The following is a 26,691-nucleotide window of genomic DNA, read 5'->3' as shown; positions in this document are numbered from 1 at the left end:
TAGGGGAAAGGGGCAGAGGGGGTCATGGCGATGGCCGGATGCAGATGGCCTCGCACCATACGCGCTTGCGGTTCGAACTGCGACGAAGACGGTTGCAGGGTGAGGCACGTTGGTCGCGCACTGGGTGCGCTCCTACAGGATATTCGATCGAGTGTGGAGATCCCATGTGGGAGCGCACCCTGTGCGCGACGCTCTCCGTCACAACTCCAAAACGCCCCTCAAGAACACCCCGCGAGCAAGCCACCCTCACCCGATCTCGTTACCACGATGCAGATGAATCCCCAGCTCCGGCGCCAACTCCCGCATCGGCTCGATATCGCGACTCAACGACATCCACCCCGCCACGCTGTCATCGTCCGTATCGCGCACCCACAACGTGTAACCGTGCGGCGCGAGATTGTCGTAAGCGGTGCCAATCAAATCGGCGGCATCGATATCGGCATGAAATTCGTCTTCGTCCGTATCGCCATCCCAATCGATGGTCAAATTCCAGCGCGCCGCCAGCTCATCGATCGCCTGCACCAGCGCCCGCGTGTCGTCGGCATCCACATGGAACGTGGCCCGCCAATCCGCCACCTGCCCGATCACCTGAGCCACATCGATCTCGTCTTCGGATAGCTCCGCCACCGCCTCGCGATAACCCGAGAACTGCTGAAACGCCGCGTCGTCATCGCCCGGATTGATCAGCAGCAGGAGCTGCCACACCTTGGCGTCGAGCGAATCGTCGTCATCGTCGAAGGGCTGGGTGGTGTCGAAATCGTCGTCGGAGGAGTTCATGGCGGGGGCATCCAGGGTCAGGAGGACATCATCTCACCCCCGACTGTCTCCGAGAACCGCCGGCGGAAATGTCCTTCTATCAGCCGAAAATGAGTCCCAGCAGGCCCAGCGCTGCCAGTAGCAACGGCAGAGCAACGACGGCCAGCTCCAGCAGGCGCCGCTTAGGCCTGGGCGGCTGTAGCTGCCGATACGCAAGCACGCCGAGCACCAAAGCCACGACGGATAGACACCCCGACACCAACAGCGCCTGGAGATACAAACCCAGGATCGGCATACCGCACGCCCAACCTTGAGCCTGCAGCTGCATCCGTATCACCGACTCTCCTTGCATGTACGCCAATAGCGGCACCACGAACAAAGCGAGGACCGTGATCAGCAGCGATAGCGCACGTTTCATCGTTCACCCGTTCTTTAGCGCGGAGCGCTTACTGATTAACTGGTCTCTTCGCCATGCAGCGCACGCAAGCCTACATCGATCAGCCGAGTGGCAATCGATTCTGCTTATCGGATTCAATCACCCCGGACTCGTTGCCCTTCGCGCGAGCTCGGTCACTATTCTAAGAATAAGCGGTGCTAACGACTCAGGGGGAGTTATGCCGAAGCGCAGGGAAAGTGGCATCGAGTTTGTCGCCACGCTGGTTTGGCCAGCGGGCATCGTGCTCGGATTCTTGGCGTTTATCGGCATTCAATACGGCTTGAACTGGATATGGAGATCCAGCGACAACCCATTTCTATCCGGACTTGGCAAAGTCGCCGCCACAGGGATGCTTGCACCCTTCGCCTGGCTCATTCTTGTCGCCTTTTGCGCGGCGTCGGCGGCATCGTTCTTCAGTAGACGCAAACGCCGCCAGTTGCTGGACGCTCAAACAGGCATGGATAGCCTGCGCAGCATGGACTGGCGGACGTTTGAATTGTTAGTCGGCGAAGCTTTTCGGCAGCAGGGTTACGCCGCGGAGGAGACGGGACAGGGCGGCGCCGATGGAGGCGTGGATCTGGTACTTCGAAAGAATGGCCAGAAGATCCTTGTCCAGTGCAAGCAATGGCGCGCCCAACGGGTCGGCGTGCAGGTCGTACGTGAAATGTTTGGCATCCTGGTCGACCAGGACGCAGCTGCGGTGAAGATCGTGGCGCTCGGCGGCTATACGCCGGATGCCGCAGCCTTTGCACGTAACAAGCCTATCGAACTCATCGATGGCCGAACGCTGCTTTCTACCGTCACGCGCTTGCAGGCCAAGAAGGAGCCTGACGGCCCTTTGGACAACCCCCTGCTGTTCGCGGGAAGCCTTGCAGCCTGCCTGCTGATTGCATTTGCATTGCCCAGCCGGCAGTCACAGCCGTCCTCTCCTTCCACCGGCCGGTCGATATCATCGGTCGACGACGCGAAGGCACCAGCGACATTTTTGCCCACCGCTTCCATGGCGCACCCCATTCCTGCACCCGTAGCCACCCAGCCAACCAAAAAGATCTACAAAGCGTCCGCGCCTATGTCCAGTGAGGAACTTCGCGACTGGGAAAAACGCAATCGCGAGGCGATGAAAATCATGGAAAAGACCACGCCCGAACTGGAGGCACCGCCACCCCATTGAAGTTTGCCGCAAGCCGGGGTGTAGGCATTCACGTTAGATCCGACCACACGCTTCCGCCCCCAACCGATGACGATTACCATGCGGCAAACCTCAAACTGGCCAACGTCATGGCTAAGGCAAAGGAAGGACTAGCCCGCTTCTACGCCCTCTCCGACGGCGTCTTTGCGGTCATCATCACCGTGATGGTGCTGGCGTTCAAACCGCCCAGCGGCCACAACCTGCAGGCGTTGCTTGGCTTGTGGCCCGACCTGATCAGTTACGCGGTGAGTTATGCCTTCATCGCCGTCGTCTGGTTGAATCATCACGCGACGCTGCGGCACGCGCAATATTTGACGGGCACCCTGGCGCTGGCCAACTTCACCAACCTGTTTGCGATCTCGTTCATCCCCTTCACCACCGCCTGGCTGGCGGAAAGCGAACTGGCAACCTTTCCGCTGACGCTTTATGCCTCGGTGTTTTTTCTGGTGCAGGCCACCTACATGGTGTTGATGCGGGAAAGCTATTCCCACCGGCCGGACGGCATGGACCCGCGCTCCCGGAGGCGGCACTGGTACCGGGCGTGGATCATGTTGGCGGTGTTTTTTGTCGCCGCGCTGGTGGCCGTTATCCCGCCGTTCCTGCGGCTTGGCCTGCTGGCTTCGTTTCTGATCCTGTATTGCCGGCCTGATCCGTTCGAGAAGACCGACTTGGATTCGCCCGCGTAGGGTGCCCCAGGAATCTGCTTTGAGATGACCCAGGCCGCCCGAATCCGCAAATTCATGCAAAACGGGTTGCGTTTTTACGACTTACTAAGGTTCTCCTGATGATGGCGCAACGATTGGTCGCTTAATCTGAAATTGCTCCCGAGTCGGCAGGACGATTCGGCCAAGCATGCGACCGCCCTACTGGCGGAGCACCAACGGTCCGCCTAACGGCGGAACTGGCTGGACTGATGGGCGGACGCATTTGCGCCGCCCATTTCCTTTTCTGGGGTTTGCACGGACAGGGAACCACCCGTCCTCGCTCACTGAATCCGCCTCCTCGCACTCCAGCAGCGTCCAAGGCGTTTGCGCGATCTGCTCGCTCAGTTCGCGGTACCCATGTTTCCGCGACTTGAACGCGCGGGCACCACGCACAGGTCAAACCTCCCTGTCAGTCAGTGCAACCCCAGCTTTTCCAGCTCACCGCGCAGCGCCCGCTCGCCCTCGCCGCCCGGCGCCCACCCGCTGAGCTTGCCCACGGGCTTTCCGTTCCTGAAGAAGTAGAAGGTGGGCGTTGACCACGTATCGATGGCTGTCCAATCACCCTGTCGGTAGATGTAGTCCATGCGGGCAAGAGGGTGCGCGACATTCCACGCGGCGACGGTACGAGGTCGCATGCGGCCATCCTGGGGCATCAGCCAACGGGCGTGACTGGCGAACACAGCCTTCAGGCGAGCATCCGCTTCGATGGCCGCCACCGCATCGCGGGAGAAGTGGCACAGCGGATGCCCGATCACCACGATATCGACCGCCCCGCTCAACCTGATGGGCCGTTGGCTAGCCGACGAACCGTCTTCGCTCAGGACCAGAGCCGACGGCCCTCGACCGTCGACCAGCGCGCCAACGATGGTCGGAGCAGGCTCACTGCTCGCCGTCGGCTGGCTGGCAAGCACGGCACGAGCGGCGGCGAAGTCACGCACGCCAACCAGCGTCACGTACAGATCCTGGTAATGATGCAGTTCATCGGCGTGCAGCGCACGCAGCCGATCGAGATCGGCCTGCAGGTCTTGTACGTAGCGTCGATCAAGCGTGTAGAACGCCGTGTCGTAGGTGGCACGAAACAACAGATCAACTGAGTCCGAGGGCAGTTCCTGCAAGACTGACGTCTTCTGCTGGCTCGCGATGTTCGCCGAATAGAATTCCGTCATGGCTGCCGAACGGGCACTTGGCGGTACCGCATCCAATGCGGCCTCCGCCTTTTGGAAGCGGTCGTATAGCCGGGCGATGGCTGCGGCTCGCGGTACATCCTGCGCCGTGGCCACCCCCGCATGAAAGATCATCAGAAGTGTCAGCGCGATCCATGAAAGTGGCCTGGCGATGAACCGGGCGTCGTGCATGGGATTCTTGCTCGTTGGTCTCAGCACGCCAAGAACCGTGACCGCAGAATTCGAGCGTATCGTCATTGCCATCTCCCATGGGATGAAAGTTGGAACAGTCATCAGCGGAATCTCCCGATCTGCAGATCGAGGCCAGCGCCGGAGATTTACCGGATACCGCCATGGAGAAAGACAAACAATTCGCCCGACACTGAATCAGACGTAGCCATAGAACCTTGCACGCGTACGCTCGCACCTGCGCGCTCTGGCACTATTTTTTCCGAGGAAGGCGACCAACTGTCGCCAGCGGGAGCGCGCCGCAGCAGTCAGGTTAGTAAGGCAGCTTGATCAGATATCGCCGATCGTTGCGGCTGTCGTCGCCGCGCCGCATGCTCGTAACCTTTAATAAGCTCTGAGCTTATTAAAGGTTACCGACAAGCAGCGCTTCCAACCGCGACCTCGCAAAGTCCACAAACGGCACGCACTCCATAAGCTGGCAACGCGCAGACCCAATCATCGTGCTGCGAATCAAACCCGCAGCCTCGGCTTCCGCACCGATCTGCGGAAAGTACTTTCCGTTGTCGTCACCCACGTCCGGAACTTCCACCCACACACGTTCGTTTCCGATCATGTAGGGAAACCGACGGAGCTTGGTTCGATGATTGGCAACCAACGACTCGGCGTAATGCAGAAACGAGTTGCGATTGTGGCCAACGCCTAGCAACAGGATGTAGGCGCCCAACCGATACATCTTCTCGAACGGCGAATCCTTGCCGAGTGCATAGATGAAGGGCTGGTCTTCCGTGATCTCTCGAGCCCTGGCGCCTATTGCAGCAACGGATGCTTGCGGATGGCGGCCGCGCTGGCAATCGGGATGCGCCAGCACTGCATTGGGTGCCGCCCCCATGGGGGTTGCCAGATGTTCGTGGAAGAGGGGCACGCTCTGGCGGTCGCGAATGATCTGCGGATCATCGAACGAAGGCGACTGCGGGTGAGGATCGGAGACTTGAGGGGTGAAGGTCGGCACGACCAGGGTGCCGGACTCGCCGATGGCGTGCAGAAGCGCATCGACGATGGCTTGAGCTCCGCCATTGACGGCGCCGAAGGCGGATAGCGAGGAATGGACGACGACGGCAGCGCCACGCGGTATGCCGAGGATCGTGAGCGCGTTTTGGATGAATGCGCTGTCAATAGGCTTTGCCATCGTAGAAGCCATAGTTTTTTCATCCGATCCATTCAGAAATGACGGCCAGAGTCGCACCCGCCACTCTCAATCCCCGAGACAACGTCAGCGCGTTTTTCCTCTTGCTACAAAGAGAGCCAACAAGGGGGCCGCTAATTGTCCCCGACACCATTTCCAGAACCTACTTCCTCGCGGTAGACGGGCCCAACAACACTTCCGTGGTCTACCAGGCAACGACGGTCGACGCGCTCGACAACCCTCGGCAGCCCCATCGTGAGCTGACGGGCGGGCGCTATCTGGTAATGAAGCCGGTAGCCAATCCATTTACCAGCTTGGCCGACACCATGCTGAATTTCTATCGCGCACAGCCTGTGGGATGGACCAAAGAATTCACTCCCGAGCGGTGAAAAGTGACCCACCCGATTCTTGCTGGGCTGATGGGCGGTCGCGAATGCGCCGCCCATTTCCTTCTTGTCGCCACCACCACCGGTGAGCGCCTTCAATCGCCCACCGAACTCCCCTCCTCCGACTCCAACAGTTCCCACGCAATTTCCGCCGCCTACTCGTTCAACATGTAGAGCGCCGCAAACAGGCCCTCGGCGAGTGCAGGAGGGAGCGGTGGTTGGCGGAGCAAACGGGACGGAGGAAGTTAATTCGAACAATGGCGGTGCGATTTAACTACCTCCGTTCCGTTTGTCAGAATCGTCCCGCTTGTCGGGATCGAGATTGTGAGGAGAGGCTGGAACTGCGGGGCGGCGCAAAATCTTGCTCCCTCATGGCGTTGCGGCGTAGCATCCCCACAAGATCACGGTTTAGGAGCAGCCTCATGAAATGGAAACTTCTTGGATTCCGCGTTGCCTTCTTCAGCTTCGTGGCCTGGTGCGCTCTCGCGCTCTATGCGGTGCTTATCGGCCCGTCTTCGGTGATGGAGCGCGGCACCGGTCTTTGGATGTTGATCGCTCTGGGCTTAGTCGTGCAGGGCCTCACGTACGTAGGGGAACGTTTGTTTCGCCCAGCGCGGCATTGAGAGATGCCTAACTGCATAAAAAGCCCCCACCTCGATGGGGGCTTTTTCTTATTTAGTTCTGACGCGTGCAGACGGTGCCACCATTACTTGTAACGCAAGCGACGAGCGCTGGTGCAGCAGGCGAAGGCGCGCTGACCTGAGGCAAGAGCAAGCGGGACGGAGGTGGTTAATCGGAGCAGTGGTGATGGCAATCAACCAGCGCCTTCCCTGCTGTTACTGCTGTTACAAACGGGACGGAGGCGATGTCATTTAGCTCCCTCCATCCTGGTGTCAGGCTCCAACATTTCCCACGCAATTTCCGCAGCCCGCTCGTTCAACATGTAGAGCGCTGCAAACAGGCCCTCGGCCAGCGCGGGAGAGAGTGGCAAGTTGGCGGGCGGATAGCCGGACGAGCTTTCCTGGATGACCCGGTAGGCCTCGCTATTGGCTAGCACGCAGGACACGGCTTGAATGGCTTCAGCAAGCGTTGCGCTGGTGGCCGCCAGGCGCTGTGCCGGTTCTGGAAACTCGTCGAAGATCCAGTAGCGGCGGCTCAACGGGTTGACGGGTTTGCTTGGGTGGGATGGTGCGGCGTTGCGGCGTTTGCGCGCCGTAGGTTTGGATCTGGCCATGATCCACTCCTTAGTAGTTGGTCGTGGTTAGCGGACCGTCATCCACGAGAGGACGATAAGCGCGGATCACCGGCTTCGCCTTCTCCAAGTCGTAGCGCGCTTGAAGCGCCAGCCAATAAAACGCGGTGGTGTCGAAGGTCAGCGAAAGGCGCAAGGCGATCTTTGGCGTGATGGGTTGGGTGTCGGCGATGAAGGCTTTGATGTGGTGAGCGGGTATGCCGGTGCGTCGGGCGAGTTGGGCGGGGTTGAGTGCGCTTGGGATCAGGTAGGCGTGCAGCAGGATGTCGCCGGGGGCTCGCAGGGGTTGCGAGGGGTCTACTTCCGAGTGCGGGGTGAGCTGGATCAGTTCCATGGCTGTTCTCCCTGTCGGACACGGCCGTGCAGCGGATCAGCGCTTACAGCGCTCCGTGTCAGTGAATGCTTGGTGGCTTCGTCGGTGATCGCCCGAATGTGGCGCATCGCCATGCCGGCCGATGCGCCGAAACGGCGATCATCGGAGGCGTGTGGTGTTCACTCGAGGCTCGTCACCGAGCAGGCGGGCGTATTGCTGGAGGCAGTGAATCGCCGTGCCCAGGCTGGCCGTGACGGCCACGGGAAGCGGCCATGACAGCGGTCTGCCGGGGAATCCTCGCGCCTGAGCGTGGCGGCACTGCTCGCTGTCGATACGCAAGCGCGTGAGGGCGAGCACCGCCAGGGCGATGTCACCGCGCGTGGCATGACGCAGGGCTTCGGGCCACGCCACAGTCGTGGATGGCGGGCCGTCAGGCGAAGGAGTGAGGGTGCCGCCAGGGGGAACGGACGCGCGAATGCGTACCGTATGATCGCGGATAGCCATGATCAACTCTCTATAAGTTGGTGATGGTTAGCGGGTCGTGGGTGTTGTCGCACTCACGGCCCGCGCCTCATGACTTGGTAGTCATGGTCATTCGCGAGGCCGTGCAACACGACAGCGCGAGTGACTGACGGACCGTAGCAAGCAGGGTTGGCATCGTCTGTCAGGGATCGGCGAGATGGGTGTCTACCTGGGTGAGGTGAGGCGTGACGGCGCAAGGCCGGCTAGGTGTCAGCACCATTCCCCTGCCCCGTCCCCTTTATTCGGCGCCTTGATCACGTCCAGATAACGCGGCCTGCCTTGAACTACGCCCGGACCGGCGAGCCTATGGCCGCGGTCCTCTGGGGCATTCACTGATCCGGTCTTTCCTGAGGGAGTCATGCTGATGATTCGCCTGATGCTTTTGGCGTGCCTGTTCGCGGGTGCCAGCTTGCCCGTTGCTGCAGCCGTTCAACCCTTTCCGCCATCGTTCCGCGTCCAGGACATCCAGACGGACGGGGCCACGATCCACGTTCGCGTTGGCGGGAAAGGGCCCGCCGTCGTCCTGTTGCATGGCTTTGGGGACACCGGCGACATGTGGGCGCCGCTGGCGGCCGACCTGGCGCGCAATCACACCGTCGTCGTGCCCGACCTGCGTGGCATGGGCCTGTCCTCACATCCCGAAAGCGGCTACGACAAGCGCACACAGGCCGCGGATATTCGCAGCGTGCTGACCAAGCTGGGCATCGATCACGCGGCCGTAGTGGGGCACGACATCGGCACCATGGTGGCGTACGCCTATGCCGCCCGCTATCCGGACAAGACCGATCGCCTTGTCGTGATGGATGCCCCCGTGCCCGGCATCCCGCCGTGGGACCAGATCGTGCGCTGGCCTGCGCTATGGCATTTCGATTTCGGAGGCCCGGATATGGAGCGCCTCGTTGCCGGCCGCGAACGTATCTACCTGGACCGCTTCTGGAACGAGTTCGCCGGCGATCCACCGAAAGTGGACGAAGCCACCCGCCAGCACTACGCCGAGCTCTACGCCCGACCGAACGCCATGCACGATGCGTTCGCGCAGTTCCGCGCCATTCGCAAGGACGCCGAAGATAACCAGGCGGCCATGGCGACCAAACTCACGATACCCGTGCTCGCGATCGGCGGCGAAAAGTCGTTCGGCGCAAACGAAGCCATTGTGATGCGCAATGCCGCCACCAACGTCACCGAGCTGGTCGTTCCGCAGGCCGGTCACTGGCTCATGGAAGAAGCGCCCGGCACTACCATCGCGGCGGTTCATAACTTTATCGACGGGAAGCCGGTGGCGGCTGCCGGGGCGAAGTAGGTCAGAGCAAAGGGGCGGAACACTTCTCTGGAAGCGCACCGCTTCGGAACTAGGTTGCGTGGCGAAGATTCGGCCACGAGGCAGGCCTGGAAAGTGCTCTGACCCCATTTGTTGGTTGATTCGAACAATGGCGACGGGACCCAGCTATCTCCGTCCTGTTTGCCCTTGGCTAAAGGCTTAGCTCGGCGTAAATATCCTCTCGCCGAGCCAAGGCCTAGCATCGAATCACAGTGAGCTCGCCTGCATCTGATTTCCATAGATGCACTTGTACGTTACGGAAACATGCAAGTTGTCCATAAGTTCATGAGCTGCATTCAGTGCGTCTTTGTTCTTTGGTTCGGTGAACATAAAGACCACTAGGTCGGTACCCGGACGAATAGGCGTATCCGGCGAAATGTAGTAAGTATGAGTGGCGATATTACCTAGAAGATGTTGCGGATATTGCTTGGCCAATTCATCGAGTTCCTTTGGCGAAGTTAGCTCGTAGGTCCGCCCCTTATATTTCGCCAATATCGATTTAATGATCGCCGGCCCTAGCCCATGATTTCTGAGTTCAAGCACGGCTAAATTGTGGTCCAAGCCGAAATAGACGTCGACCAATGGTCTAGTTTGAAGCCGATTGTGCTGCATGACGGCACGAACTTGGATAATCGAGACGATCAGCGCACATAACGCAACAACTCCTGAGCCGATTGCCGTGTAGTCGCTACTCTGTAACGTCATTCCCTCCCCCTTGATTTGGCTCTAATTATCTAACGAAGAACAATCCGGCTTCACTTATAACTCGCCCTTAGAACGTAGCCGCTAAGCCGATCGCACCAGCGACGTTTGACGGATCAATTAGCTCGCGACATCGATAACTTTCGATAACACTTTGACCATCCCGCTCGGCCTGTGACCGTCTTGACTCATTTTTGCCAAGATGAGATTGCGCAAAGCCTCGTAAGAAACCGTAATGTTCAATTTTTGAACCAACCGTCGAAGGACATCCCTTCCCGGGAATATCTTCATCCAAGACTCGCCCGAAAGTCCGTTCTGATAGTAAGAGTTCCGCTCTTCTGCGAAGACTCGCAGAAGATCTGCATTGAGTCCTAGCGAGGCCTTGCTTAGCTTATCCATGGAACGAACAACTGCTGCCGCTGCAGCATCTGCTAGATCTGGCGCAGCCGGATCAAACTCAGTATTAATGGATCTAACAAGGGCAACATTTGTGTGCGCGGAAAGGTCACGGCGAAGAAGCACGGGTAATGTATCTTTCGCCGCGCCCCAAAGAGCGTTATGGACATCATCCCGTGTTAAGGCCCTGCCCGGTTCCAGCTCCTTGACTACACGCAGGATATAGTCCGGATCGAGAAAATAATTCTCGATGTGATATACATCCCAACTGAATTGATTCGTTCGCTCTGTCGAAAGCGACTCACCATCACTATCAGTTATGCAGAAGAACTTTAGGGGAACATCGCCCTCAACTGCTGCTTTTTCAAGGATATCTAGTAGTGCCTTCACTCGCTGCTTGTTCGTCCCAGAGATTAGGTTTGCCTGCCGTCCAATCTCTGGAAATAGGGTCGAGACGACTCGCTTGTCAAAGTCTGAGTCACCACCACCCTCGAGAATTATGACCTTTGCGCCCGGATGGTAAGCCGCCAGATCTCCAACCATATCAATGAGCGCAAGATCGAGATCCTCCTTCACGGAGAGAGCCTTCAATTGGTTGTCACCAGGAGTAACGGAAGCACATGGAAGCATGTGATAGACGTTATATGCCTCTCGCCCCACGACCTCTCTCAGCAATGCGTCCGAGTGTGTTACGAGCCATATCTGATTTTCCAGGCTTTCACCTAGATTCTTCCTATAAAACTCAGGCAACCCGCGAATAAGTCTCGGATTCAGATGGAGCTCTGGCTCGTCAAGAAGAATTATTGAATAACGAGGCGCCGAGTTTCTAATTCGCAGATAGCCGTACAATATCTCTTTCTCGCCGGCGCTCAATTCGTCGAGATCATGAGCGCTGTTCTCACCAATCCTGACGGGAAAAGTCAGAGATCCAGCTTTCGTTGGCTGCGGACCTAGAAATACTTTTTCAGGAAAGAATGTCTGAAAGAGTTCCTGAAGGGTCTCTGTCAAAGTCGATTGCCTTGCGTCATCAAATCCCGCGCGCTCTGCAAGAATCTCCTTAACATAGGAGGCAGCCATTTCGCTCTTTACGTTATTGTACTTGGCCGCATAGTTGTAGAGCGCAGTCTGGCTCCGCTGCTGTTCGTTTGCATCAAGGTTGAGATTTATTCCCTGGACACTTTCGCGTCCGTAGTGGCGCTGCGCTCCGTGAAAATCGACAACGCCGATCTGCCGCGGCCTAAAAGTGCTGAAAACAATGGATAGAGCGATCGAGTTTCTAATTTCGGGAGGCATTCCAGGTCGAATGCAGAAGGCTGCGCTAATAGTCGGCCCCTGCAGCTCGGACATGAGCATCGCGTATTCTTGCTCAACTCGATTCGCAACCTCAGCTTCTCGATCTCTAACCTGGGTGGCGAACATGCTTGCCGTCCTACCCCAGGAGTAGGCCTCGGGCAGAATCACCTTCCAAATTTTCTCGCGCAGCAGGTCGCGGGCGTTGTTCGCAATGAAAGCCCGCTCCTCGCTCGCCATCTTAAACTCGCAATCGATGATTACATCTCGCTGCGGATTGTTGAAAATTGACGTGAAATCAGCGGCACTATTTGTCAGATTGATCTGGAACTCGCCCATCCATTGCTGCCATTCATTTGCTTGGTAACCGCCGTATACCGACTTAACCAATCGAATGGCATCAAAAACGCATGATTTCCCTGAGCCGTTCTGGCCGGCGATGATCACGATGTTGCCAAGATCTCTCATCGAAACATCGGCAATGCCTCGAAAGTTCGAGATGCGCAGGCTTTCAATCTTCATTGATCATCTCTCCGTTCCATTCGTCAAAATGCGAACAAGGAAACGGGGTCAGGCTCACTTCTTGGGCGGCGAGAAGTGAACCTGGCCCCGTCCTTTCTTATTAAAGATCGATTTTAGGGTTGTGCTAATCCCCCTAAAACTCAGCCATTAAGTCTATGGACAAAAAAAAGGGCGGCATCGCTGCCGCCCTTTTCCTTTAATCGGCGCTCACGCGTAGAACTTTAGCCGCACTTGCTATACCCACAATTCAAACAAGTCTGGCACCCATCCATCAGCACCAGCGCCTGCGTATTGCACTTGGCGCAAAGGGTCGCGCCAGGCGGGAAGCCGGTGGCGGATTCGGTGGTGGCGGTTTCAGTGCTCGCGGTAGCAGCCTTCTTGCCGCTCGCAGCCGCCTCATAGGCAGCGCGCTTCTCGGCGACCAGCTTGCGGGTGGACTCGTCCATTTCCGGGTCGTGGATCAGGCCGATCATCTTCATGTGCTGCTCGATGACCGCGCCGATCTCGGCGACGATGGAGGGCATGTAGATGCCGCCGGCTTTGAAGTAGCCGCCGCGGGGGTCGAAGACAGCCTTCATCTCTTCGACCAGGAAGGTGACGTCGCCGCCTTTGCGGAACACGGCTGAGAGGATGCGGGTGAGCGCCACGATCCACTGGAAGTGGTCCATGTTCTTCGAGTTGATGAAGATCTCAAAGGGGCGGCGCTGTTCGTGCGGGGTGCCGGCGTTGAGCACGATGTCGTTGATGGTGACGTACAACGCGTGCTCGAACAGCGGCGACTTGATCTTGTAGGTGGAGCCGACCAGCGTCTCGGGACGCTCCAGGCTCTCGTGCATCTGGATGATTTCCGCCTTGGGCGCTTCTTTGGAAGCTGCCGGCGTGGCGGCGGGTGCGGCGGCGGACGCGGCCTTGTCCTCGGGCTTTACTACGTTGTAGCCCTTGATCTTTTTTTCGATCTTGATCGCCATGGTGTGTTCTTCCGACGGGTTGGCGGCGCGGCGGTTTGTTTTTACTAAGAACCGGCGTCTTGAGGTGGTCGCGCGTATGGGCGCGGTCGCTACTGGATTCCGGCCTGCGCCGGAATGACGAGCTGAAAGGCTGACGAGCTAAAAAACAATGACGAGCTTGGAACGATCCGGCCCGGCGTGTTGAGCGCCGGGCCGGGTCGCGTTACGGCTTACTTACGGCGTGCGGCTTTCTTGGCCGGCTTGCGCACGACCTTCTTCACGCTCGCCTTCTTGCTGGCAGTGGACCTCTTGACCGCCTTGGCGGCGGTCTTCTTACCGGCGGCCTTGCGGGCCGTCTTCTTAACTACGGCTTTCTTGGCCGTCTTCTTGCTGACCTTGCGAACGGCCTTCTTGGCAGCGGTCTTGCGCACTGCCTTCTTCACGGCCTTCTTGGCAACCTTCTTGGCGGCTGCCTTCTTCACGGCTTTCTTGGCGACCTTCTTGGCTGCTGCCTTCTTGACGGCCTTCTTGGCAGTCTTCTTGACGGCGGCCTTCTTCACGGCCTTCTTGACGGTCTTCTTGGCTGCAGCCTTCTTGACCGCCTTCTTCGCGGTCTTCTTGCCGGCAGCCTTCTTGACGGCCTTCTTTGCAGAAGCCTTCTTGGCCGGAGCTGCCTTTTTGGCTGCGCTGGACTTCTTGGCACGAGCCTTCTTGGGCTTGGCGGCCGGGGTCACTTCGACCACGGGCACTTCGACCGGCGCGTCAACGACCTGGGTGTTTTCGTCTTTCACATCAAACTCTGTATCGATGGACATGTATGTAATCCCCTCCGACGTGGATACTGGAAGCTATGTTGAGCCTTGCCGCAAGGTAGTTACGGTGGTGCTCTTGGCAGTGGGCTGATACCCGTGATCAGGCATCGGCGGTTAGTTTAGAACTTTCCGTAATACCCTTCCTTCAAGGCATCGAACAGGTTGGCGGCGGTATGCATTTCGCCGTCGTATTCCACTTCTTCGTTGCCTTTCAGTTCGACAACACTACCGTCCTCCAATTCGAAGCGGTAGAGGGTGCTCTCAAGATCGGCTTCTTTGACGAGCACGCCTTGGAACGCTGCGGGGTTGAAACGGAAGGTGGTGCAACCCTTCAAACCCTGCTTATACGCGTAAAAATAGATGTCCTTGAAGTCTTCGTACGGGTAGTCGGTGGGGACGTTCGCCGTCTTGGAGATGGACGAGTCGACCCACAGCTGCGCGGCGGCCTGGATGTCGACATGCTCCTTGGGGGAGATGTCGTCGGCCGAAACGAAGTATTCGGGGAGCTTGGACTTGGGATCGTCGGAGAACGGCAGCGCGTCGGCATTGATGAGCGCGCGGTAGGCGAGCAGCTCGTAGCTGTACACCTCGACCTTTTCCTTGGTCTTGCGGCCTTCGCGGATCACGTTGCGCGAGTAATGGTGCGCAAAGCTCGGCTCGATGCCGTTGCTGGCGTTGTTGGCCAGCGACAGCGAGATGGTGCCGGTGGGCGCGATCGAGCTGTGATGGGTGAAGCGCGCGCCGGTTTCGGCCAGCTCGGCCACCAGGTTGGGCGCCACGCTGGCAACGCGCTGCATGTAGCGGCTGTACTTGGCGTGCAGCACGCGGCCCGGGATGCTATCGCCCACCTTGTAGCCGTCGGCGGCCATTTCCGGACGCTTGCGCAGCATTTCGCCGGTGACGGTGTAGTCGCGAGCCAGCACGGGTGCGGGGCCCTTTTCCTTGGCCAGGTCCAGCGCCACTTCCCAGCCGGCGACGGCCATCTCACGCGAGACTTCTTCGGTGAAGGCCACGGATTCGCTGGTGCCGTAGCGCATCTTGAGCATGGTGAGCGTGGTGCCGAGGCCCAGGAAGCCCATGCCGTGGCGACGCTTGGAGAGGATCTCGTGGCGCTGCTGTTCCAGCGGCAGGCCGTTGATCTCCACCACGTTGTCGAGCATGCGGGTGAAGATCTTCACCACTTCGCGGTATTCGTCCCAGTCGAAGCGGGCCTTGGGGCCGAACGGGTCGCGCACGAAGGTGGTGAGGTTCACCGAGCCCAGCAGGCACGAGCCGTACGGCGGCAGCGGCTGCTCGCCGCAGGGGTTGGTGGCGCGGATGTGCTCGCACCACCAGTTGTTGTTCATCTCGTTGACCTTGTCGATCAGGATGAAACCCGGCTCGGCAAAGTCGTAGGTGGACACCATGATCATGTCCCACAGGTGACGCGCACGGATGTGCCCGTAGACCTTGCAGGCCACCAGGCCGTCCTCGCGCCCCACGTAGTTTTCGTGGGTGGGCCACTCGCGCCAGACGATCTTCTCGGCGTCGGTGAGGTCGACTTCGTCCTTTTCCTTCACGTGCACCGGGAACACCAGCGGCCAGTCGTGATCGTGCTCCACCGCCTGCATGAAGCCGTCGGTGACCAGCAGCGAGAGGTTGAACTGGCGCAGACGACCGTCTTCGCGCTTGGCGCGGATGAATTCCTTCACGTCGGGATGGCTGACGTCGAACGTGCCCATCTGCGCGCCGCGACGGCCACCGGCCGAGGACACGGTGAAGCACATCTTGTCGTAGATATCCATGAAGGACAGCGGGCCGGAGGTGTACGCACCGGCGCCGGACACGTACGCGCCGCGCGGACGCAGCGTGGAGAACTCGTAGCCGATGCCGCAGCCGGCCTTCAGCGTGAGACCGGCCTCGTGCACCTTCTCCAGGATGTCGTCCATGGAGTCGCGGATGGTGCCGGACACGGTGCAGTTGATGGTGGAGGTGGCGGGCTTGTGTTCCAGCGCGCCGGCATTGGAGGTGATGCGGCCGGCGGGAATGGCGCCGCGGCGCAGCGCCCACAGGAAACGTTCGAACCAGTGTTCGCGCAGTTCCGGTGTGGCTTCCACCTCGGACAGTGCGCGGGCGACGCGCTGGTAGGTTTCGTCGACGCTGCCATCCACGGGCGCGCCGGACTTGGCCTTCAGGCGGTACTTCTTGTCCCAGATATCGTACGAAGCCGGCTGCAGCGGAATGGCAGTGGCATCACGGTTAACGGCTGGTGCACGCGCGGTGCTCATCGGCTTCCTGACCTCTCGGTATGGCCTCACGGCCCCGTGTTGGTGTTGTTCTGATCGGCTAAGCCGCTTGTATCGAGCCGCGCCTGAAAAGCAAAAGCCGCGCGTAGTGCCCGATCCTTGCGTTCCTTGCCCGACCCTTCGGCAACTCCCCCCCCTGAGAGTGCCCTGTGACACCAGCTCTTGGGTGGATGCCCGGCTTGGTCACACAACATGTTGTGGTCGCGAACGAGGGAAAGTTACCCCCGCCCTTTCGCGATGTAAAGTGATTTCGTCAATGCGGGATCGATGGAACCGTGGACGCTGCGCTGAGTCGAATGAGCACCGATTCAACTCGTCATGAAGGAGACTCCATGTTTGTCCGATGCATCCGCCGGCTGGCCGCTGCAGCGCTGGTACTGCTGGCCGCGACACCGCTGGCCGGCCATGCCGCCATTCCCACCTCGATCGATGGACAGCCGCTGCCCTCGCTGGCGCCGATGCTGGAGAAGGTGACGCCGGCGGTGGTGAACATTTCCACCAAGACGCGGGTACAGGTGCGCGATCCGTTCTTCGACGATCCGGTGTTCCGCCAGTTCTTCGGCCTGCAGGGTTCGCCGCGTTCGCGCGTGGAGCAGAGCCTGGGTTCGGGCGTGATCGTGGATGCGGCCAAGGGCTACATCCTCACCAACAACCATGTGGTGGGCGGCGCCGACGACATCACGGTGACGCTGCAGGACGGCCGCGACTTCAAGGGCAAGCTGGTGGGCACCGACCCTGACACCGATGTCGCGGTGGTACAGATCCAGGGCACCAACCTGCAGGCGCTGCCGATGGCCGATTCCTCGCAGCTGCGCGTGGGCGACTTCGTGGTGGCGGTGGGCGACCCGTTCGGGCTCGGGCAGACGGTGACTTCGGGCATCGTGTCGGCGCTGAGCCGCTCGGGGCTGGGCGGCTCGGGCTACCAGAACTTCATCCAGACCGATGCATCGATCAATCCCGGCAACTCCGGTGGCGCGCTGGTGAATCTGCGCGGCGAGCTGGTGGGCATCAACACCATGATCCTGTCGCCCTCGGGCGGCAACGTGGGCATCGGCTTTGCCATTCCCACCAATCTCAGCCGCGAGGTCATGCAGCAGCTGGTGACCAACGGCAAGGTCAACCGCGGCAACCTGGGCGTGGAGACGCAGGACATCAACGCGCGCATCGCCAAGGTGCTGGGCCTGAAGGATAACAACGGCGCCGTGGTCACGCGTGTTACCAGCGGCTCGGCGGCCGACAGCGCGGATATCCAGGTGGGCGATGTGATCACCGCGCTCAACGGCAAGCCGATCCGCAACGCGCAGGACCTGCGCAACGCCGAAGGCCTGATGCCGCTGGGCAGCAGCGTGAAGCTCACGGTGCAGCGCAACGGCAGCGCGCGCGACGTCACCGCCAAGCTGGTGCCGGAGAAGCTCGCCACCGTGGACGGCGGCAAGCTCGATGCACGCCTGGCTGGCGTGACCTTCAGCGAACTCTCGCAGAACCTGCGCGCACAGGGTGTCGGCGGCGTGGCCGTGGGTGCCGTGCGTGCGGGCAGCCACGCGGCGCAGGCCGGTTTGCAGGCCAACGACATCGTGATCGGCATCGGGAATGCGCGCATTCCCGATCTGCGCACGCTGCAGCAGCTGGCCGGCGTGAATCCGCGCCAGTTGGTGCTGGTGGTGTCGAGCGATGAGGGCGTGCGCTACGTGGACATCCACTGATGTTCGCCCGCACCGCGTTGCGGCGGCAGCGCGGTGCGGGGCCCGATCACGTCGCAAATGGAGCTGCGACACCTTGATCTGCGGGAACGGGGGATGAACGCGGCGGGGAATGCGTGCCGGATGTCGCGTTTTTACACGATGCAAGGGGGCGAATTCGCTTGCGGTTTGTGCGGGAGCTGGCTGAAATAGCCGGGTTACATCTCTTGCACGCACGCCCCACTCAAGCGGCCTGCGAACCATCATCATCATTCGAGGTTCCCCACCGCCATGTCACGACGCCTTTCCCGCCTGCTCATCGTTGCGCTGCTAACCGCATGCGCCGCCTCCGGCGCACTCGCCGCCGCCGGCAAGACCACCAAGTCGACCAAGAAGCCGACCACCCCGCCGCCTCCGGCACTGGTTTGGCGCGGCGACTACGCCACCGCCCGTGGCGTGGTGGAAGACGTGAGCAAGGCCTGGGAGAAGAGCGGCAAGGGTCGCATCGAGATCCAGCCGTTCAACACGGCCTCGGGCCTGGATGCCGTGGCGCACGGCCTGGCCGACATCGCCGGCAGCGCGCGCAACAGCGCCGGCGGCGTCGAGGGCGACCTGGTGTTCACCCCGGTGGCGTTCGACGCGCTGGTGATGATCACGCATCCGTCCAACGGCACCGGCAACCTCACCGTCAAGCAGCTGCACGACATCTACTTCGGCAAGATCACCAACTGGAAGGACGTGGGCGGCAAGGACGCGCCGATCAACCTGTATGCCGTGGCCAGCCCGGGTGACGGCGTGGAATACAGCCTGCGCCGCCTGATCTTCGGCCGCGGCAACCAGCCGGTCGCCGCACCGCGTCTGTACGTCAACACGGCCAAGCTGGAAGAAGCCGTGACGCTCGATCCGAATGCGCTGGGCGTGACCACGCTCTCGGGCGTGGCCAGCAACAGCAAGGTGAAGATGGTCAGCGTGGACGGCGTGCGTCCCAGCGTTTCCACCATCACCGATGGCAGCTATGTGCTGTACACCCCGCTCTACCTGGTCACCAACAAGGAAAGCCCGAAGGCCGCGCAGATCACCGCCTTCATGGAATTCCTGCACACCGACCAGGTGCGATCGCTGGCCCGCGCCCATCAGCTGGTGCCGTACACCGATGCGCCGCAGCTGGCCGAGAACGACAAGGCCCGCCGCGAGAAGCTGCTCGCCGAGAACGGCATCAAGATGGACGTGGTGGCCGATCCGATCCCCACCGCAGCGGCCGTGTCGATGCCGGCAGCGCCCGCGGCGGCTGACGCCTCGCCGGTCGCCGAGAAGGCGGCTGCATCCGGCCAGACCTATACCGTCTCCAAGGGCGATACGCTGGGCGTCATTGCCAAGAAGTACTCGGTGTCGGTGGCGGATCTCAAGAAGTGGAACGACCTGTCCAGCGACAACGTGAAGATCGACCAGGTGCTGAAGGTGAGCGGCAACTGATCTCGCCGCACGTGCGCATCCGCGCCCTGACGCTCGACCTGGACGACACCCTGTGGCCGGTACTGCCGGCCCTGGAGCGTGCCGACCGCGATCTCGACGCGTACCTGCGCCAGCACTATCCCGACGTTGCGCGCGCATGGCCCATCCCGGCCATGCGCGCGTTGCGTGCCGAGGTCGCCGCCGAGCGCACCGACCTCGCCCATGACTTCACCACGCAACGCCACCTCACCATGCAACGCGCCTTCACCGCCTGCGGCATCGCCGAGGCGCCGCTGGAAGCGTTGTGGGAGGTGTATTTCTCGGCGCGCAACAGCGTCGAGCTCTATCCCGACAGCCTGCCCGCCCTCCAGCGCATCGCTGGACGCTGGCCGGTGGTCAGCCTCACCAACGGCAACGCCGACCTCGACCGCATCGGCATCCGCGGACACTTCACGCATCACGTGTGTGCGCGCGACGAGGGCGTGGCCAAACCCGACGCACGCATTTTTGAAGCGGCCGCCGAACGCCTTGGGCTGAGGCCCGAAGAAATTCTCCACGTCGGCGACGATCCCGAACTCGACGTCGTCGGCGCCCGCGACGCCGGCCTGCGCACCGCCTGGATCAACCGCCACGGCCACCCCTGGCCCGGCCTACTGGGCACCGCCCCGGACCTCGACCTGCGCGATATGAGCGCGTTGGCGGATTGGTTGGAGGCGCAGGGGGAGTAGCTGCCCGCATCGGGACTTGCCGCCCTCCCCTTTGTGGGAGCGCACTTGTGCGCGACTGGCCACACCGGGTGTACCGCTCCGTCGGCTTGTCGCGCACAAGTGCGCTCCCACAGACAAGCGCCGCGCCGCGAAGCCAGGCTTCGCTTTAAGTCCTTACGAGCTCCAGGATCACGCGCTTCTGCAGAGGCTCGGTTGTGGCACAAAGGCAAGAGCGCCCCTCACCCCAGCCTCTCTGCCCGGAGAAGAGGGAAAAGTGCAGTGCATGGCTATTGGCGCCCCCTTGTGGGAGCGCACCCTGTGCGCGACAAGCCGACGGAGCGATACACCCCAGCGTGGCTGTCGCGCACAGGGTGCACTCCCACAGTGGCTTCGCTTTAAATCCTCTGATGCGCCGAAGCCCGCTCCAGGATCAACCCCAAATACCGTCTCGCCCCCGCCCCCAAAAGCGCGCATCATTCACCATCACCAGGCCGCCACCGCGGCCCGTGCACGCATCGCGCAAGGAACTCCATGTCCGTCCTGATCGAACGCAAAACCAGCGACCGCAACAGCATCGCCATCGAAACCACCGACGCCCAACACCTTGCCGCGACCAAGCGCCGCCTGACGGCCGCGCAGCGCCGCTGGGTCGCCGACTCCGCGTTCGAGGCCGCGCCCGGGACGTTCGCCCTGATCGCGGATGAGAGCGGCAAGCTGGTGCGCGTGCTGGTCGGCGTGGATGCAGGCGATGCACTGGGCGCGCTCGGTGCGCTGCCGCGCGCGCTGCCGGATGCCACCTATCATCTCGCCGACGAGGGCGTGCTGAAGGACAAAAAGCAGGCCGCGCTCGGCTGGGCGCTCGGCGCCTACGAGTTCACCCGCTACCGCAAGGCCCGTCGCGCGCCGGCCAAGCTCGCCATCGCCGCGGCCGATCTCGCCACGCTGCAGCCCCTGGCCGAAGCCACCACGCTGGTGCGCGACCTGGTCAACACGCCCACCGAAGACATGGGCCCCAAGCATCTCGCCGACGCCGTGAAGCAGCTGGGCAAGACGCACAAGGCCAAGGTGCGCGAATGGGTGGGCGACGAATTGCTGACCGCTCGCTTCCCCACCATCCACGCCGTGGGCCGCGCCAGCCATCGTTCGCCGCGGCTGATCGAACTGAACTGGGGCAAGAACACCGACCCGAAGATCGCCGTGGTTGGCAAGGGCGTGTGCTTCGACACCGGCGGCCTGGATCTGAAGCCCGCCGACGGCATGCGCTGGATGAAGAAGGACATGGGCGGCGCCGCGCACGCGATCGCGCTGGCCGGCCTGATCATGCAGGCGAAGCTGCCGGTGCGCCTGCAGCTGCTGATTCCCGCGGTGGAAAATGCGGTGTCGGGTGCAGCGATGCGTCCGGGCGAAGTGATCACCACGCGCGCCGGCATCACCGTCGAAGTGGACAACACCGACGCCGAAGGCCGCCTGGTGCTGTGCGATGCGCTCACCTACGCCAGCGAGCAGAAGCCGGAACTGCTGATCGACTTCGCCACGCTCACTGGCGCGGCTCGCGTGGCGCTGGGTCCCGACCTGCCGGCGCTGTTCGCCAACAACGATGATGCCGCCGACCGCGTGATCGCCGCCGGCCGCGCCAGCAACGACCCGCTGTGGCGCCTGCCGCTGTGGCGCCCGTATCGCAAGATGCTCGAGTCCTATCTGGCCGATATGGCCAACGCCGGTGCCTCGCGCCATGCAGGCGCGATCACCGCCGCGCTGTACCTGGAGCGCTTCGTGCCGGACACGACGCCATGGCTGCACCTGGACACCTACGCCTGGAACGATGGCGACCGCCCGGGTCGCCCGCGTGGTGGTGAGGCGTTGGGTTTGCGTGCGTTCTTTGCGTTCCTGCAGGAGCGCTATAAGCGCTGAGGCCCGCTTCGATTCCGTACGGAGAAGGCGACGCACTGCGTCGCCTTTTTTTGTGCACACGCCCCATCTGTAGGAGCGCACCCTGTGCGCGACCGCGGAACCACCCACCGCACCTGTCAACGGCTATCACGAAGACGCTGAGGCTCCATCCAACAAAGAGGTATCGACCTGGCGCCGCGGTCGCGCACAGGGTGCGCTCCTACAGAGTCACGAAAGGACGGCCTCCCTCGGTGACATCGCCCCCATCGGCTGGCATCCTCCGACCAGTTCACCCCGAGGCCTCTTCCATGACGCGTCTGCGCCCGCTTTCTCTCGCTCTCTGTTTCGCGCTCTGCGCCGCGTCCCACGCTGAAGATGCCCAACCACCTACCCAGCCGCCGCTCACCGAGCAGACGCAGCGTTCGGGCGGCGAGATGCCGGCCGAACAGCAGCGCGTGAGTTTCGATCACGCCGAACTGCATTTCAGCGTCGACCCAGCGCAACAAAGCCTGGATGCCGAAGCCATCCTCAGCTTCACCGCGCGCGAGGCAACCGACGCGCTGCTGCTCGACTTCGATCCGCATCTCACCATCTCCAAGCTCACCGTCGACGGCAAGACCCTGAAGCCCGACCAGTGGAGCAATCCCGAAGGCCGCCTGCGCATCGCGCTGCCCAAGCCGCTCGCCAAGGGCGGCAAGGCGGTGGTCGACATCCGCTACGGCGGCAACCCGCACGTGGCCAAGAAGGCGCCGTGGGACGGCGGCTTTGTGTGGAGCCACACGGACGACGGTCAACCGTGGATCGCCACGGCGGTGGAAGGCGAAGGCTGCGATCTGTTCTGGCCGTGCATCGATCATCCGCAGGGCAAGCCGGCCCTGGTGGATACCTATGTGACCGTGCCCAAATCGCTGGCGGCGCCGGGCAACGGCGTGCTGGTCGAGATCAAGGAGCATGGCGACACGCACACCTATCACTGGCGCGCGAAGCATCCGACCACCTATGCCATCTCCATCAACATCGGCCCGTTCGATGTGTTGAAGGGCGATTACCACAGCCGCTACAGCAACACGATTCCGATGCAGATGTGGTATCTGCGCGGCCATGAAGCGCAGGCCAAGCAGCTGTTCGCCGAGTTCCCGCGCATGCTCGATTTCTTCGAGCAGGAAATCGGCCCCTACCCGTTCGGCGACGAGAAAATGGGCGTGGTGGAAACGCCGCACCTGGGCATGGAACACCAGACCATCAACGCCTACGGCAACGGTTATCCGCGCAGCGAGTACGGCTTCGACTGGCTGCTGCAGCACGAGTTCTCACATGAGTGGTTCGGCAACCAGATGACCAATGCCGACTGGGACGACATGTGGCTGCACGAGGGTTTCGGCACCTACATGCAGCCGCTCTACGGCCAGTACCTCTACGGCGACATGCCGTATTTCTCGATGCTGCAGAACGAACGCAGCATGGTGAAGAACGCCTATCCCGTCGTGGCAGGACGCAGCCAGTACGAAGAGGACGTGTACGACGCCAAGCGCGGTCCCGGCAACGACATCTACTACAAGGGCTCGCTGATGCTGCACAGCCTGCGGCAGCTGATCGGCGACGACGCGTTCTTCGAAAGCATCCGCCGGCTGGTCTACGGCCGCCCCGATCCCAAGCCCGGCAACTTCACCCCGCATTACGCCACCACGCGCGACTACATCGACATCGTCAACCAGGTGACCGGCCGCGACCTCAACTGGTTCTTCGACGTCTACCTGCGGGAAGCGGCCTTGCCGAAGCTGGAAACGCGCCAGGAAGGCAAGACACTGACGCTTCATTGGCAGGTCCCGCACGACAAACCGTTCCCGATGCCGGTCGAAGTGCAGGTCGGCGACAAGCTGCTGACCGTGCCGATGATCGGCGGCAATGCCTCGGTACCCGCACCGGCCGGCACGCTGGTGATCGTCGACCCCCGCAGCAAACTGCTGCGCGACCTGCCGCACTTCGCGGACTATCAGCAGTGGAAGAAGGAACAGGCCGATAAGAAGGCCAAGGCGCCGAAGTAAACCCCACTGTCACCGCCACTGCTCCACTGTGGGAGCGCACTTGTGCGCGACAAGCCAACGAAGCGGATACATCCCGGCGCTGCAGTCGCGCACAAGTGCGCTCCCACATGAAGGTCCCCAGTCGGTGATTTCTTGTGGGAGCGCACCCTGTGCGCGACAAACCTACGGAGCGATACACCCCAGCGTGGCTGTCGCGCACAGGGTGCGCTCCCACAGGGTCTCGGGTGAGGCCATAAAAAAAGGGCGGCACCGGGCCGCCCTTTCCTTTCGATAGGAAACCGATCAGTGCGCTGCTGGCTGCGCCTTCTCCGGCGCTCCCGCGGCAGCGGTGGCATTGACGTTCGAGTACTTGCCGCCGTACGGCAACACTTCCGCCGCCAGCTTCGAGTCGCCCTTGATCAGGCCCACCGCGTCGAACAGGATGTGCGCCGTTTCGTCGAGCTGCGGATCCGGTGCCTTCTTGGCGTCCTTCTCCTGCTTCAGCTCGCTCTTGAGGCTGCGCTCGTTGGCGTTGAGGCCATCGTCCACCGCCAGCGTGTCGTCGTCGTCCGAGCCGTTGCCGTCGATCGCCTTGTGGCGGGCGCGGAAATCGGCCTGGAGCGCGTCGAGGTCCTTACGCTCGGTTTCGCGCTGGGCGAAGTTGAGCGAGATGGTGGTCTTGTCGCGCATCTTGCGGTACTGCGCCAGCTCGTCGAGCATCAGCTTCCACGCGGGCGACTTCAGTGCGCGCGCGTCGTGCTTGCCCTGCAGCTGGCCGAGGTAGGCCTTGAGGTCGGCGACCGGCTTGTAGTCGGCCGGCGCGATCTGCGTCCACGGCAGCGCGTTGTCGTAGGTCGACTCGCCGAAGTCCTTCTCGTCGCCGTTCTTCGGGAACTGGATGTCCGGCGTCACGCCCTTCAACTGGGTCGAACCGCCGTTGATGCGGAAGAATTCCTGGATAGTCATCTTCAGCTCGCCGAACTGCGGCTTCTCGCTGGTGTTGCGGGTGAAGCGGTCCAGGTCCACCAGGTTCTGCACGGTGCCCTTGCCGAAGGTCGGCTGGCCCACGATCAGGCCGCGGCCGTAATCCTGGATCGCCGCTGCGAAGATTTCCGACGCCGAGGCCGAACCACGGTTCACCAGCACGGCCATCGGACCGCTCCAGGACATGCCCGGCTCGTCGTCGCCCTGCACCTGCACTTCGCCGCGCGCATCGCGCACCTGCACCACCGGACCCTGGTCGATGAACAGACCGGTGAGCTCGTTGGCTTCGGCGAGCGAACCGCCGCCGTTGTTGCGCAGATCGATCACCACGCCTTCCACGTTCTCGGCCTTCAACTCGCCGAGCAGCTTGGACACGTCGCGGGTGGCGCTCTTGAAGTCCTTGTCGCCTTCGCGGCGCGCACCGAAGTCGGAATAGAAGCTCGGCAGGTCGATCACGCCGATCTTGCGCGTGACGCCGGCGTCCTTGATTTCGATGACCTTCTTCTTGGCGGCCTGCTCTTCGATGCTCACCTTCTGGCGAACCAGGCTGATCATCTCGTGCTTGCCGTCCACGCCCGCGTCGGCCGGGAGGATTTCCAGGCGAACCGTGGTGTCCTTCTTGCCGCGGATGTGTTTGACCACGTCATCGAGGCGCCAGCCGATCACGTCGGTCATCGGGCCGCTGGTGCCTTCACCGATCGCCACGATGCGGTCACCCACGTGCACCTTGCCCGACTTGGCGGCCGGACCGGCCGGCACGATCTCGCGGATCGCGGTGTATTCGTCGCGCGCCTGCAGCACCGCGCCGATGCCTTCCAGCGAGAGCTTCATAGAGATATCGAAGTTCTCCGCCGCGCGGGGACCGAGGTAGTCGGTGTGCGGGTCGGTGGATTCGGCATAGGAATTCATGAACGACTGGAACGCGTCCTCGCCATCGAGCTGCTTCACGCGGTCGATGTAACCGGCGTAGCGCTTGTCCAGCGTCTTGCGGATGTCGTCGTCGGTCTTGCCAGCAAGCTTCAGGCGCAGCCAGTCGTTCATGGTGCGCTCGCGCCACAAGGTGTCGAGCTCGGCCTGGTCCTTGGGCCAGTCGGCCTTCTTGCGGTCGTAGTTGTAGCTTTCCTGCGTGTTGAAATCGAAGCCCTGCTTCAACAGGCTGCGCGCATAGGTCATGCGCTCGATCGCACGGGTGATATACAGGTTGAACACCGAGAACGGGCCGCCGAGGTCGCGGTTCCAGATGGCGTCGTCCATCTGCGTCTTCAGCGGCGCGAACTTGGCCAGGTCGGCCTGGGTGAAGAACACCTTCTCGCCGTCGAGGCTGTCGATGTAGGCCTTGTAGATCTTCTGCGACATCGCATCGTCGAGCGGCTTCGCGTCGTAATGGAAGCGCGTGAGGAAGCGAGCCGAGAGCTCGGCCGCCTGACCCTGCGTGACGGTGGGCTTGAGCGGCAGCGTGGAGAACTTGCGCGGAGCATTGCCGTCGGTGAGATCGGCGGCCGATTGCGCATACGCGCCGGCGCCGCTAACGGTCAGAGCAAACAGCAGAGCAATCGAGGGGCGCAGTTTCATAGAATCTCTTGGGCCTCT

General features: G+C 61.6%; 23 protein-coding genes. 10 read left to right on the top strand and 13 right to left on the bottom strand.

Going from position 1 to position 26,691, the window contains the following annotated elements; all coding sequences use genetic code 11:
- Positions 1-246 precede the first annotated feature (246 nt).
- Together ISP20_RS10125 and ISP20_RS10120 are read right to left on the bottom strand one after the other, a co-directional pair.
- The gene (locus tag ISP20_RS10125; protein WP_204635978.1) at positions 247-777 is read right to left on the bottom strand and encodes a DUF6630 family protein; all 531 of its coding nucleotides are present in this window, start codon (positions 775-777) and stop codon (positions 247-249) included.
- Between the two features lie 79 nt (positions 778-856).
- Positions 857-1,174: a hypothetical protein gene (locus ISP20_RS10120; protein WP_204635977.1), complete on the bottom strand. Its 318-nt coding sequence runs from the start codon at positions 1,172-1,174 to the stop codon at positions 857-859.
- Positions 1,175-1,370: 196 nt separating this feature from the next.
- Between ISP20_RS10120 and ISP20_RS10115 the strand changes: the two genes are divergently transcribed.
- Entirely contained in the window at positions 1,371-2,363 is a 993-nt protein-coding gene (locus tag ISP20_RS10115) for a restriction endonuclease (protein ID WP_204635976.1), read from the top strand.
- Positions 2,364-2,470: 107 nt separating this feature from the next.
- Positions 2,471-3,067, top strand: coding sequence for a TMEM175 family protein (locus tag ISP20_RS10110; RefSeq protein ID WP_204635975.1), 597 nt, complete (start codon positions 2,471-2,473; stop codon positions 3,065-3,067).
- A gap of 431 nt (positions 3,068-3,498) precedes the next feature.
- On the opposite strand, the gene ISP20_RS10105 is transcribed toward ISP20_RS10110, so the two are convergent.
- Both ISP20_RS10105 and ISP20_RS10100 read right to left on the bottom strand, forming a co-directional pair.
- A complete protein-coding gene (locus ISP20_RS10105) occupies positions 3,499-4,542 on the bottom strand; it encodes a YbbN family protein (RefSeq protein WP_204635974.1) in 1,044 nt (347 codons plus the stop codon).
- Positions 4,543-4,840: 298 nt separating this feature from the next.
- The gene (locus ISP20_RS10100) at positions 4,841-5,623 is read right to left on the bottom strand and encodes an AAC(3) family N-acetyltransferase (RefSeq protein ID WP_204635973.1); all 783 of its coding nucleotides are present in this window, start codon (positions 5,621-5,623) and stop codon (positions 4,841-4,843) included.
- A 38-nt stretch (positions 5,624-5,661) separates the two neighbouring features.
- On the opposite strand from ISP20_RS10100, the gene ISP20_RS10095 reads away from it, so the two are divergent.
- Positions 5,662-6,009, top strand: coding sequence for a hypothetical protein (locus tag ISP20_RS10095; protein WP_204635972.1), 348 nt, complete (start codon positions 5,662-5,664; stop codon positions 6,007-6,009).
- Between the two features lie 419 nt (positions 6,010-6,428).
- The gene (locus tag ISP20_RS10090) at positions 6,429-6,629 is read left to right on the top strand and encodes a hypothetical protein (protein WP_204635971.1); all 201 of its coding nucleotides are present in this window, start codon (positions 6,429-6,431) and stop codon (positions 6,627-6,629) included.
- Positions 6,630-6,874: 245 nt separating this feature from the next.
- On the opposite strand, the gene ISP20_RS10085 is transcribed toward ISP20_RS10090, so the two are convergent.
- From ISP20_RS10085 to ISP20_RS10075, 3 genes are all read right to left on the bottom strand, one after another.
- The gene (locus ISP20_RS10085) at positions 6,875-7,240 is read right to left on the bottom strand and encodes a hypothetical protein (protein ID WP_204635970.1); all 366 of its coding nucleotides are present in this window, start codon (positions 7,238-7,240) and stop codon (positions 6,875-6,877) included.
- 10 nt (positions 7,241-7,250) lie between these two features.
- Positions 7,251-7,592 (bottom strand): HigA family addiction module antitoxin, encoded by a 342-nt coding sequence (locus ISP20_RS10080; RefSeq protein ID WP_204635969.1) that lies wholly within the window; start codon positions 7,590-7,592, stop codon positions 7,251-7,253.
- Between the two features lie 138 nt (positions 7,593-7,730).
- Complete coding sequence (locus tag ISP20_RS10075; protein ID WP_204635968.1) at positions 7,731-8,075, bottom strand: hypothetical protein; 345 nt, start codon at positions 8,073-8,075, stop codon at positions 7,731-7,733.
- A 376-nt stretch (positions 8,076-8,451) separates the two neighbouring features.
- Between ISP20_RS10075 and ISP20_RS10070 the strand changes: the two genes are divergently transcribed.
- Positions 8,452-9,393 (top strand): alpha/beta hydrolase family protein, encoded by a 942-nt coding sequence (locus ISP20_RS10070; protein ID WP_204635967.1) that lies wholly within the window; start codon positions 8,452-8,454, stop codon positions 9,391-9,393.
- Between the two features lie 225 nt (positions 9,394-9,618).
- Here the strand turns inward: ISP20_RS10070 and ISP20_RS10065 are convergent, their stop codons facing one another.
- The 5 genes from ISP20_RS10065 to ISP20_RS10045 all read right to left on the bottom strand — a co-directional run bounded on the left by ISP20_RS10065 (position 9,619) and on the right by ISP20_RS10045 (position 16,347).
- On the bottom strand, positions 9,619-10,116 hold the full coding sequence (locus ISP20_RS10065) for a hypothetical protein (protein ID WP_204635966.1): 498 nt from the start codon (positions 10,114-10,116) through the stop codon (positions 9,619-9,621).
- Positions 10,117-10,233: 117 nt separating this feature from the next.
- On the bottom strand, positions 10,234-12,321 hold the full coding sequence (locus ISP20_RS10060; protein ID WP_204635965.1) for an AAA family ATPase: 2,088 nt from the start codon (positions 12,319-12,321) through the stop codon (positions 10,234-10,236).
- Positions 12,322-12,542: 221 nt separating this feature from the next.
- Positions 12,543-13,289 (bottom strand): TSCPD domain-containing protein, encoded by a 747-nt coding sequence (locus tag ISP20_RS10055; protein ID WP_204635964.1) that lies wholly within the window; start codon positions 13,287-13,289, stop codon positions 12,543-12,545.
- Positions 13,290-13,498: 209 nt separating this feature from the next.
- Positions 13,499-14,083: a histidine biosynthesis protein HisIE gene (locus tag ISP20_RS10050; RefSeq protein WP_204635963.1), complete on the bottom strand. Its 585-nt coding sequence runs from the start codon at positions 14,081-14,083 to the stop codon at positions 13,499-13,501.
- A gap of 116 nt (positions 14,084-14,199) precedes the next feature.
- Positions 14,200-16,347, bottom strand: coding sequence for an adenosylcobalamin-dependent ribonucleoside-diphosphate reductase (locus ISP20_RS10045; protein WP_204635962.1), 2,148 nt, complete (start codon positions 16,345-16,347; stop codon positions 14,200-14,202).
- 350 nt (positions 16,348-16,697) lie between these two features.
- Here ISP20_RS10045 and ISP20_RS10040 point away from each other — a divergent pair, with 350 nt between their 5' ends.
- The 5 genes from ISP20_RS10040 (at position 16,698) to ISP20_RS10020 (ending at position 24,138) form a co-directional block, all read left to right on the top strand.
- A complete protein-coding gene (locus tag ISP20_RS10040) occupies positions 16,698-18,068 on the top strand; it encodes a Do family serine endopeptidase (protein ID WP_204635961.1) in 1,371 nt (456 codons plus the stop codon).
- 267 nt (positions 18,069-18,335) lie between these two features.
- A complete protein-coding gene (locus ISP20_RS10035) occupies positions 18,336-19,517 on the top strand; it encodes a LysM peptidoglycan-binding domain-containing protein (RefSeq protein WP_204635960.1) in 1,182 nt (393 codons plus the stop codon).
- A gap of 11 nt (positions 19,518-19,528) precedes the next feature.
- Positions 19,529-20,224 carry an HAD-IA family hydrolase gene (locus tag ISP20_RS10030; RefSeq protein WP_204635959.1) on the top strand — a complete coding sequence of 232 codons (696 nt, stop codon included), beginning with the start codon at positions 19,529-19,531 and terminating at the stop codon, positions 20,222-20,224.
- Positions 20,225-20,734: 510 nt separating this feature from the next.
- Positions 20,735-22,114 carry a leucyl aminopeptidase family protein gene (locus ISP20_RS10025; protein WP_204635958.1) on the top strand — a complete coding sequence of 460 codons (1,380 nt, stop codon included), beginning with the start codon at positions 20,735-20,737 and terminating at the stop codon, positions 22,112-22,114.
- Between the two features lie 287 nt (positions 22,115-22,401).
- Positions 22,402-24,138, top strand: coding sequence for a M1 family metallopeptidase (locus ISP20_RS10020; RefSeq protein ID WP_204635957.1), 1,737 nt, complete (start codon positions 22,402-22,404; stop codon positions 24,136-24,138).
- A 282-nt stretch (positions 24,139-24,420) separates the two neighbouring features.
- Here ISP20_RS10020 and ISP20_RS10015 read toward each other — a convergent pair whose 3' ends face one another.
- Positions 24,421-26,673, bottom strand: coding sequence for a carboxy terminal-processing peptidase (locus tag ISP20_RS10015; RefSeq protein ID WP_204635956.1), 2,253 nt, complete (start codon positions 26,671-26,673; stop codon positions 24,421-24,423).
- Positions 26,674-26,691: the final 18 nt, after the last annotated feature.

The organism is Dyella kyungheensis (assembly GCF_016905005.1).
GTDB lineage: Bacteria > Pseudomonadota > Gammaproteobacteria > Xanthomonadales > Rhodanobacteraceae > Dyella > Dyella kyungheensis.
This window is presented reverse-complemented; position numbering and strand designations above follow the sequence as displayed.

Coding starts and splice junctions, on each gene's coding strand:
- ISP20_RS10125 (WP_204635978.1), bottom strand. CDS start 777: ATGAACTCCTCCGACGACGATTTCGACACCACCCAGCCCTTCGACGAT.
- ISP20_RS10120 (WP_204635977.1), bottom strand. CDS start 1,174: ATGAAACGTGCGCTATCGCTGCTGATCACGGTCCTCGCTTTGTTCGTG.
- ISP20_RS10115 (WP_204635976.1), top strand. CDS start 1,371: ATGCCGAAGCGCAGGGAAAGTGGCATCGAGTTTGTCGCCACGCTGGTT.
- ISP20_RS10110 (WP_204635975.1), top strand. CDS start 2,471: ATGGCTAAGGCAAAGGAAGGACTAGCCCGCTTCTACGCCCTCTCCGAC.
- ISP20_RS10105 (WP_204635974.1), bottom strand. CDS start 4,542: ATGACTGTTCCAACTTTCATCCCATGGGAGATGGCAATGACGATACGC.
- ISP20_RS10100 (WP_204635973.1), bottom strand. CDS start 5,623: ATGGCAAAGCCTATTGACAGCGCATTCATCCAAAACGCGCTCACGATC.
- ISP20_RS10095 (WP_204635972.1), top strand. CDS start 5,662: ATGACGGCCAGAGTCGCACCCGCCACTCTCAATCCCCGAGACAACGTC.
- ISP20_RS10090 (WP_204635971.1), top strand. CDS start 6,429: ATGAAATGGAAACTTCTTGGATTCCGCGTTGCCTTCTTCAGCTTCGTG.
- ISP20_RS10085 (WP_204635970.1), bottom strand. CDS start 7,240: ATGGCCAGATCCAAACCTACGGCGCGCAAACGCCGCAACGCCGCACCA.
- ISP20_RS10080 (WP_204635969.1), bottom strand. CDS start 7,592: ATGGAACTGATCCAGCTCACCCCGCACTCGGAAGTAGACCCCTCGCAA.
- ISP20_RS10075 (WP_204635968.1), bottom strand. CDS start 8,075: ATGGCTATCCGCGATCATACGGTACGCATTCGCGCGTCCGTTCCCCCT.
- ISP20_RS10070 (WP_204635967.1), top strand. CDS start 8,452: ATGCTGATGATTCGCCTGATGCTTTTGGCGTGCCTGTTCGCGGGTGCC.
- ISP20_RS10065 (WP_204635966.1), bottom strand. CDS start 10,116: ATGACGTTACAGAGTAGCGACTACACGGCAATCGGCTCAGGAGTTGTT.
- ISP20_RS10060 (WP_204635965.1), bottom strand. CDS start 12,321: ATGAAGATTGAAAGCCTGCGCATCTCGAACTTTCGAGGCATTGCCGAT.
- ISP20_RS10055 (WP_204635964.1), bottom strand. CDS start 13,289: ATGGCGATCAAGATCGAAAAAAAGATCAAGGGCTACAACGTAGTAAAG.
- ISP20_RS10050 (WP_204635963.1), bottom strand. CDS start 14,083: ATGTCCATCGATACAGAGTTTGATGTGAAAGACGAAAACACCCAGGTC.
- ISP20_RS10045 (WP_204635962.1), bottom strand. CDS start 16,347: ATGAGCACCGCGCGTGCACCAGCCGTTAACCGTGATGCCACTGCCATT.
- ISP20_RS10040 (WP_204635961.1), top strand. CDS start 16,698: ATGTTTGTCCGATGCATCCGCCGGCTGGCCGCTGCAGCGCTGGTACTG.
- ISP20_RS10035 (WP_204635960.1), top strand. CDS start 18,336: ATGTCACGACGCCTTTCCCGCCTGCTCATCGTTGCGCTGCTAACCGCA.
- ISP20_RS10025 (WP_204635958.1), top strand. CDS start 20,735: ATGTCCGTCCTGATCGAACGCAAAACCAGCGACCGCAACAGCATCGCC.
- ISP20_RS10020 (WP_204635957.1), top strand. CDS start 22,402: ATGACGCGTCTGCGCCCGCTTTCTCTCGCTCTCTGTTTCGCGCTCTGC.
- ISP20_RS10015 (WP_204635956.1), bottom strand. CDS start 26,673: ATGAAACTGCGCCCCTCGATTGCTCTGCTGTTTGCTCTGACCGTTAGC.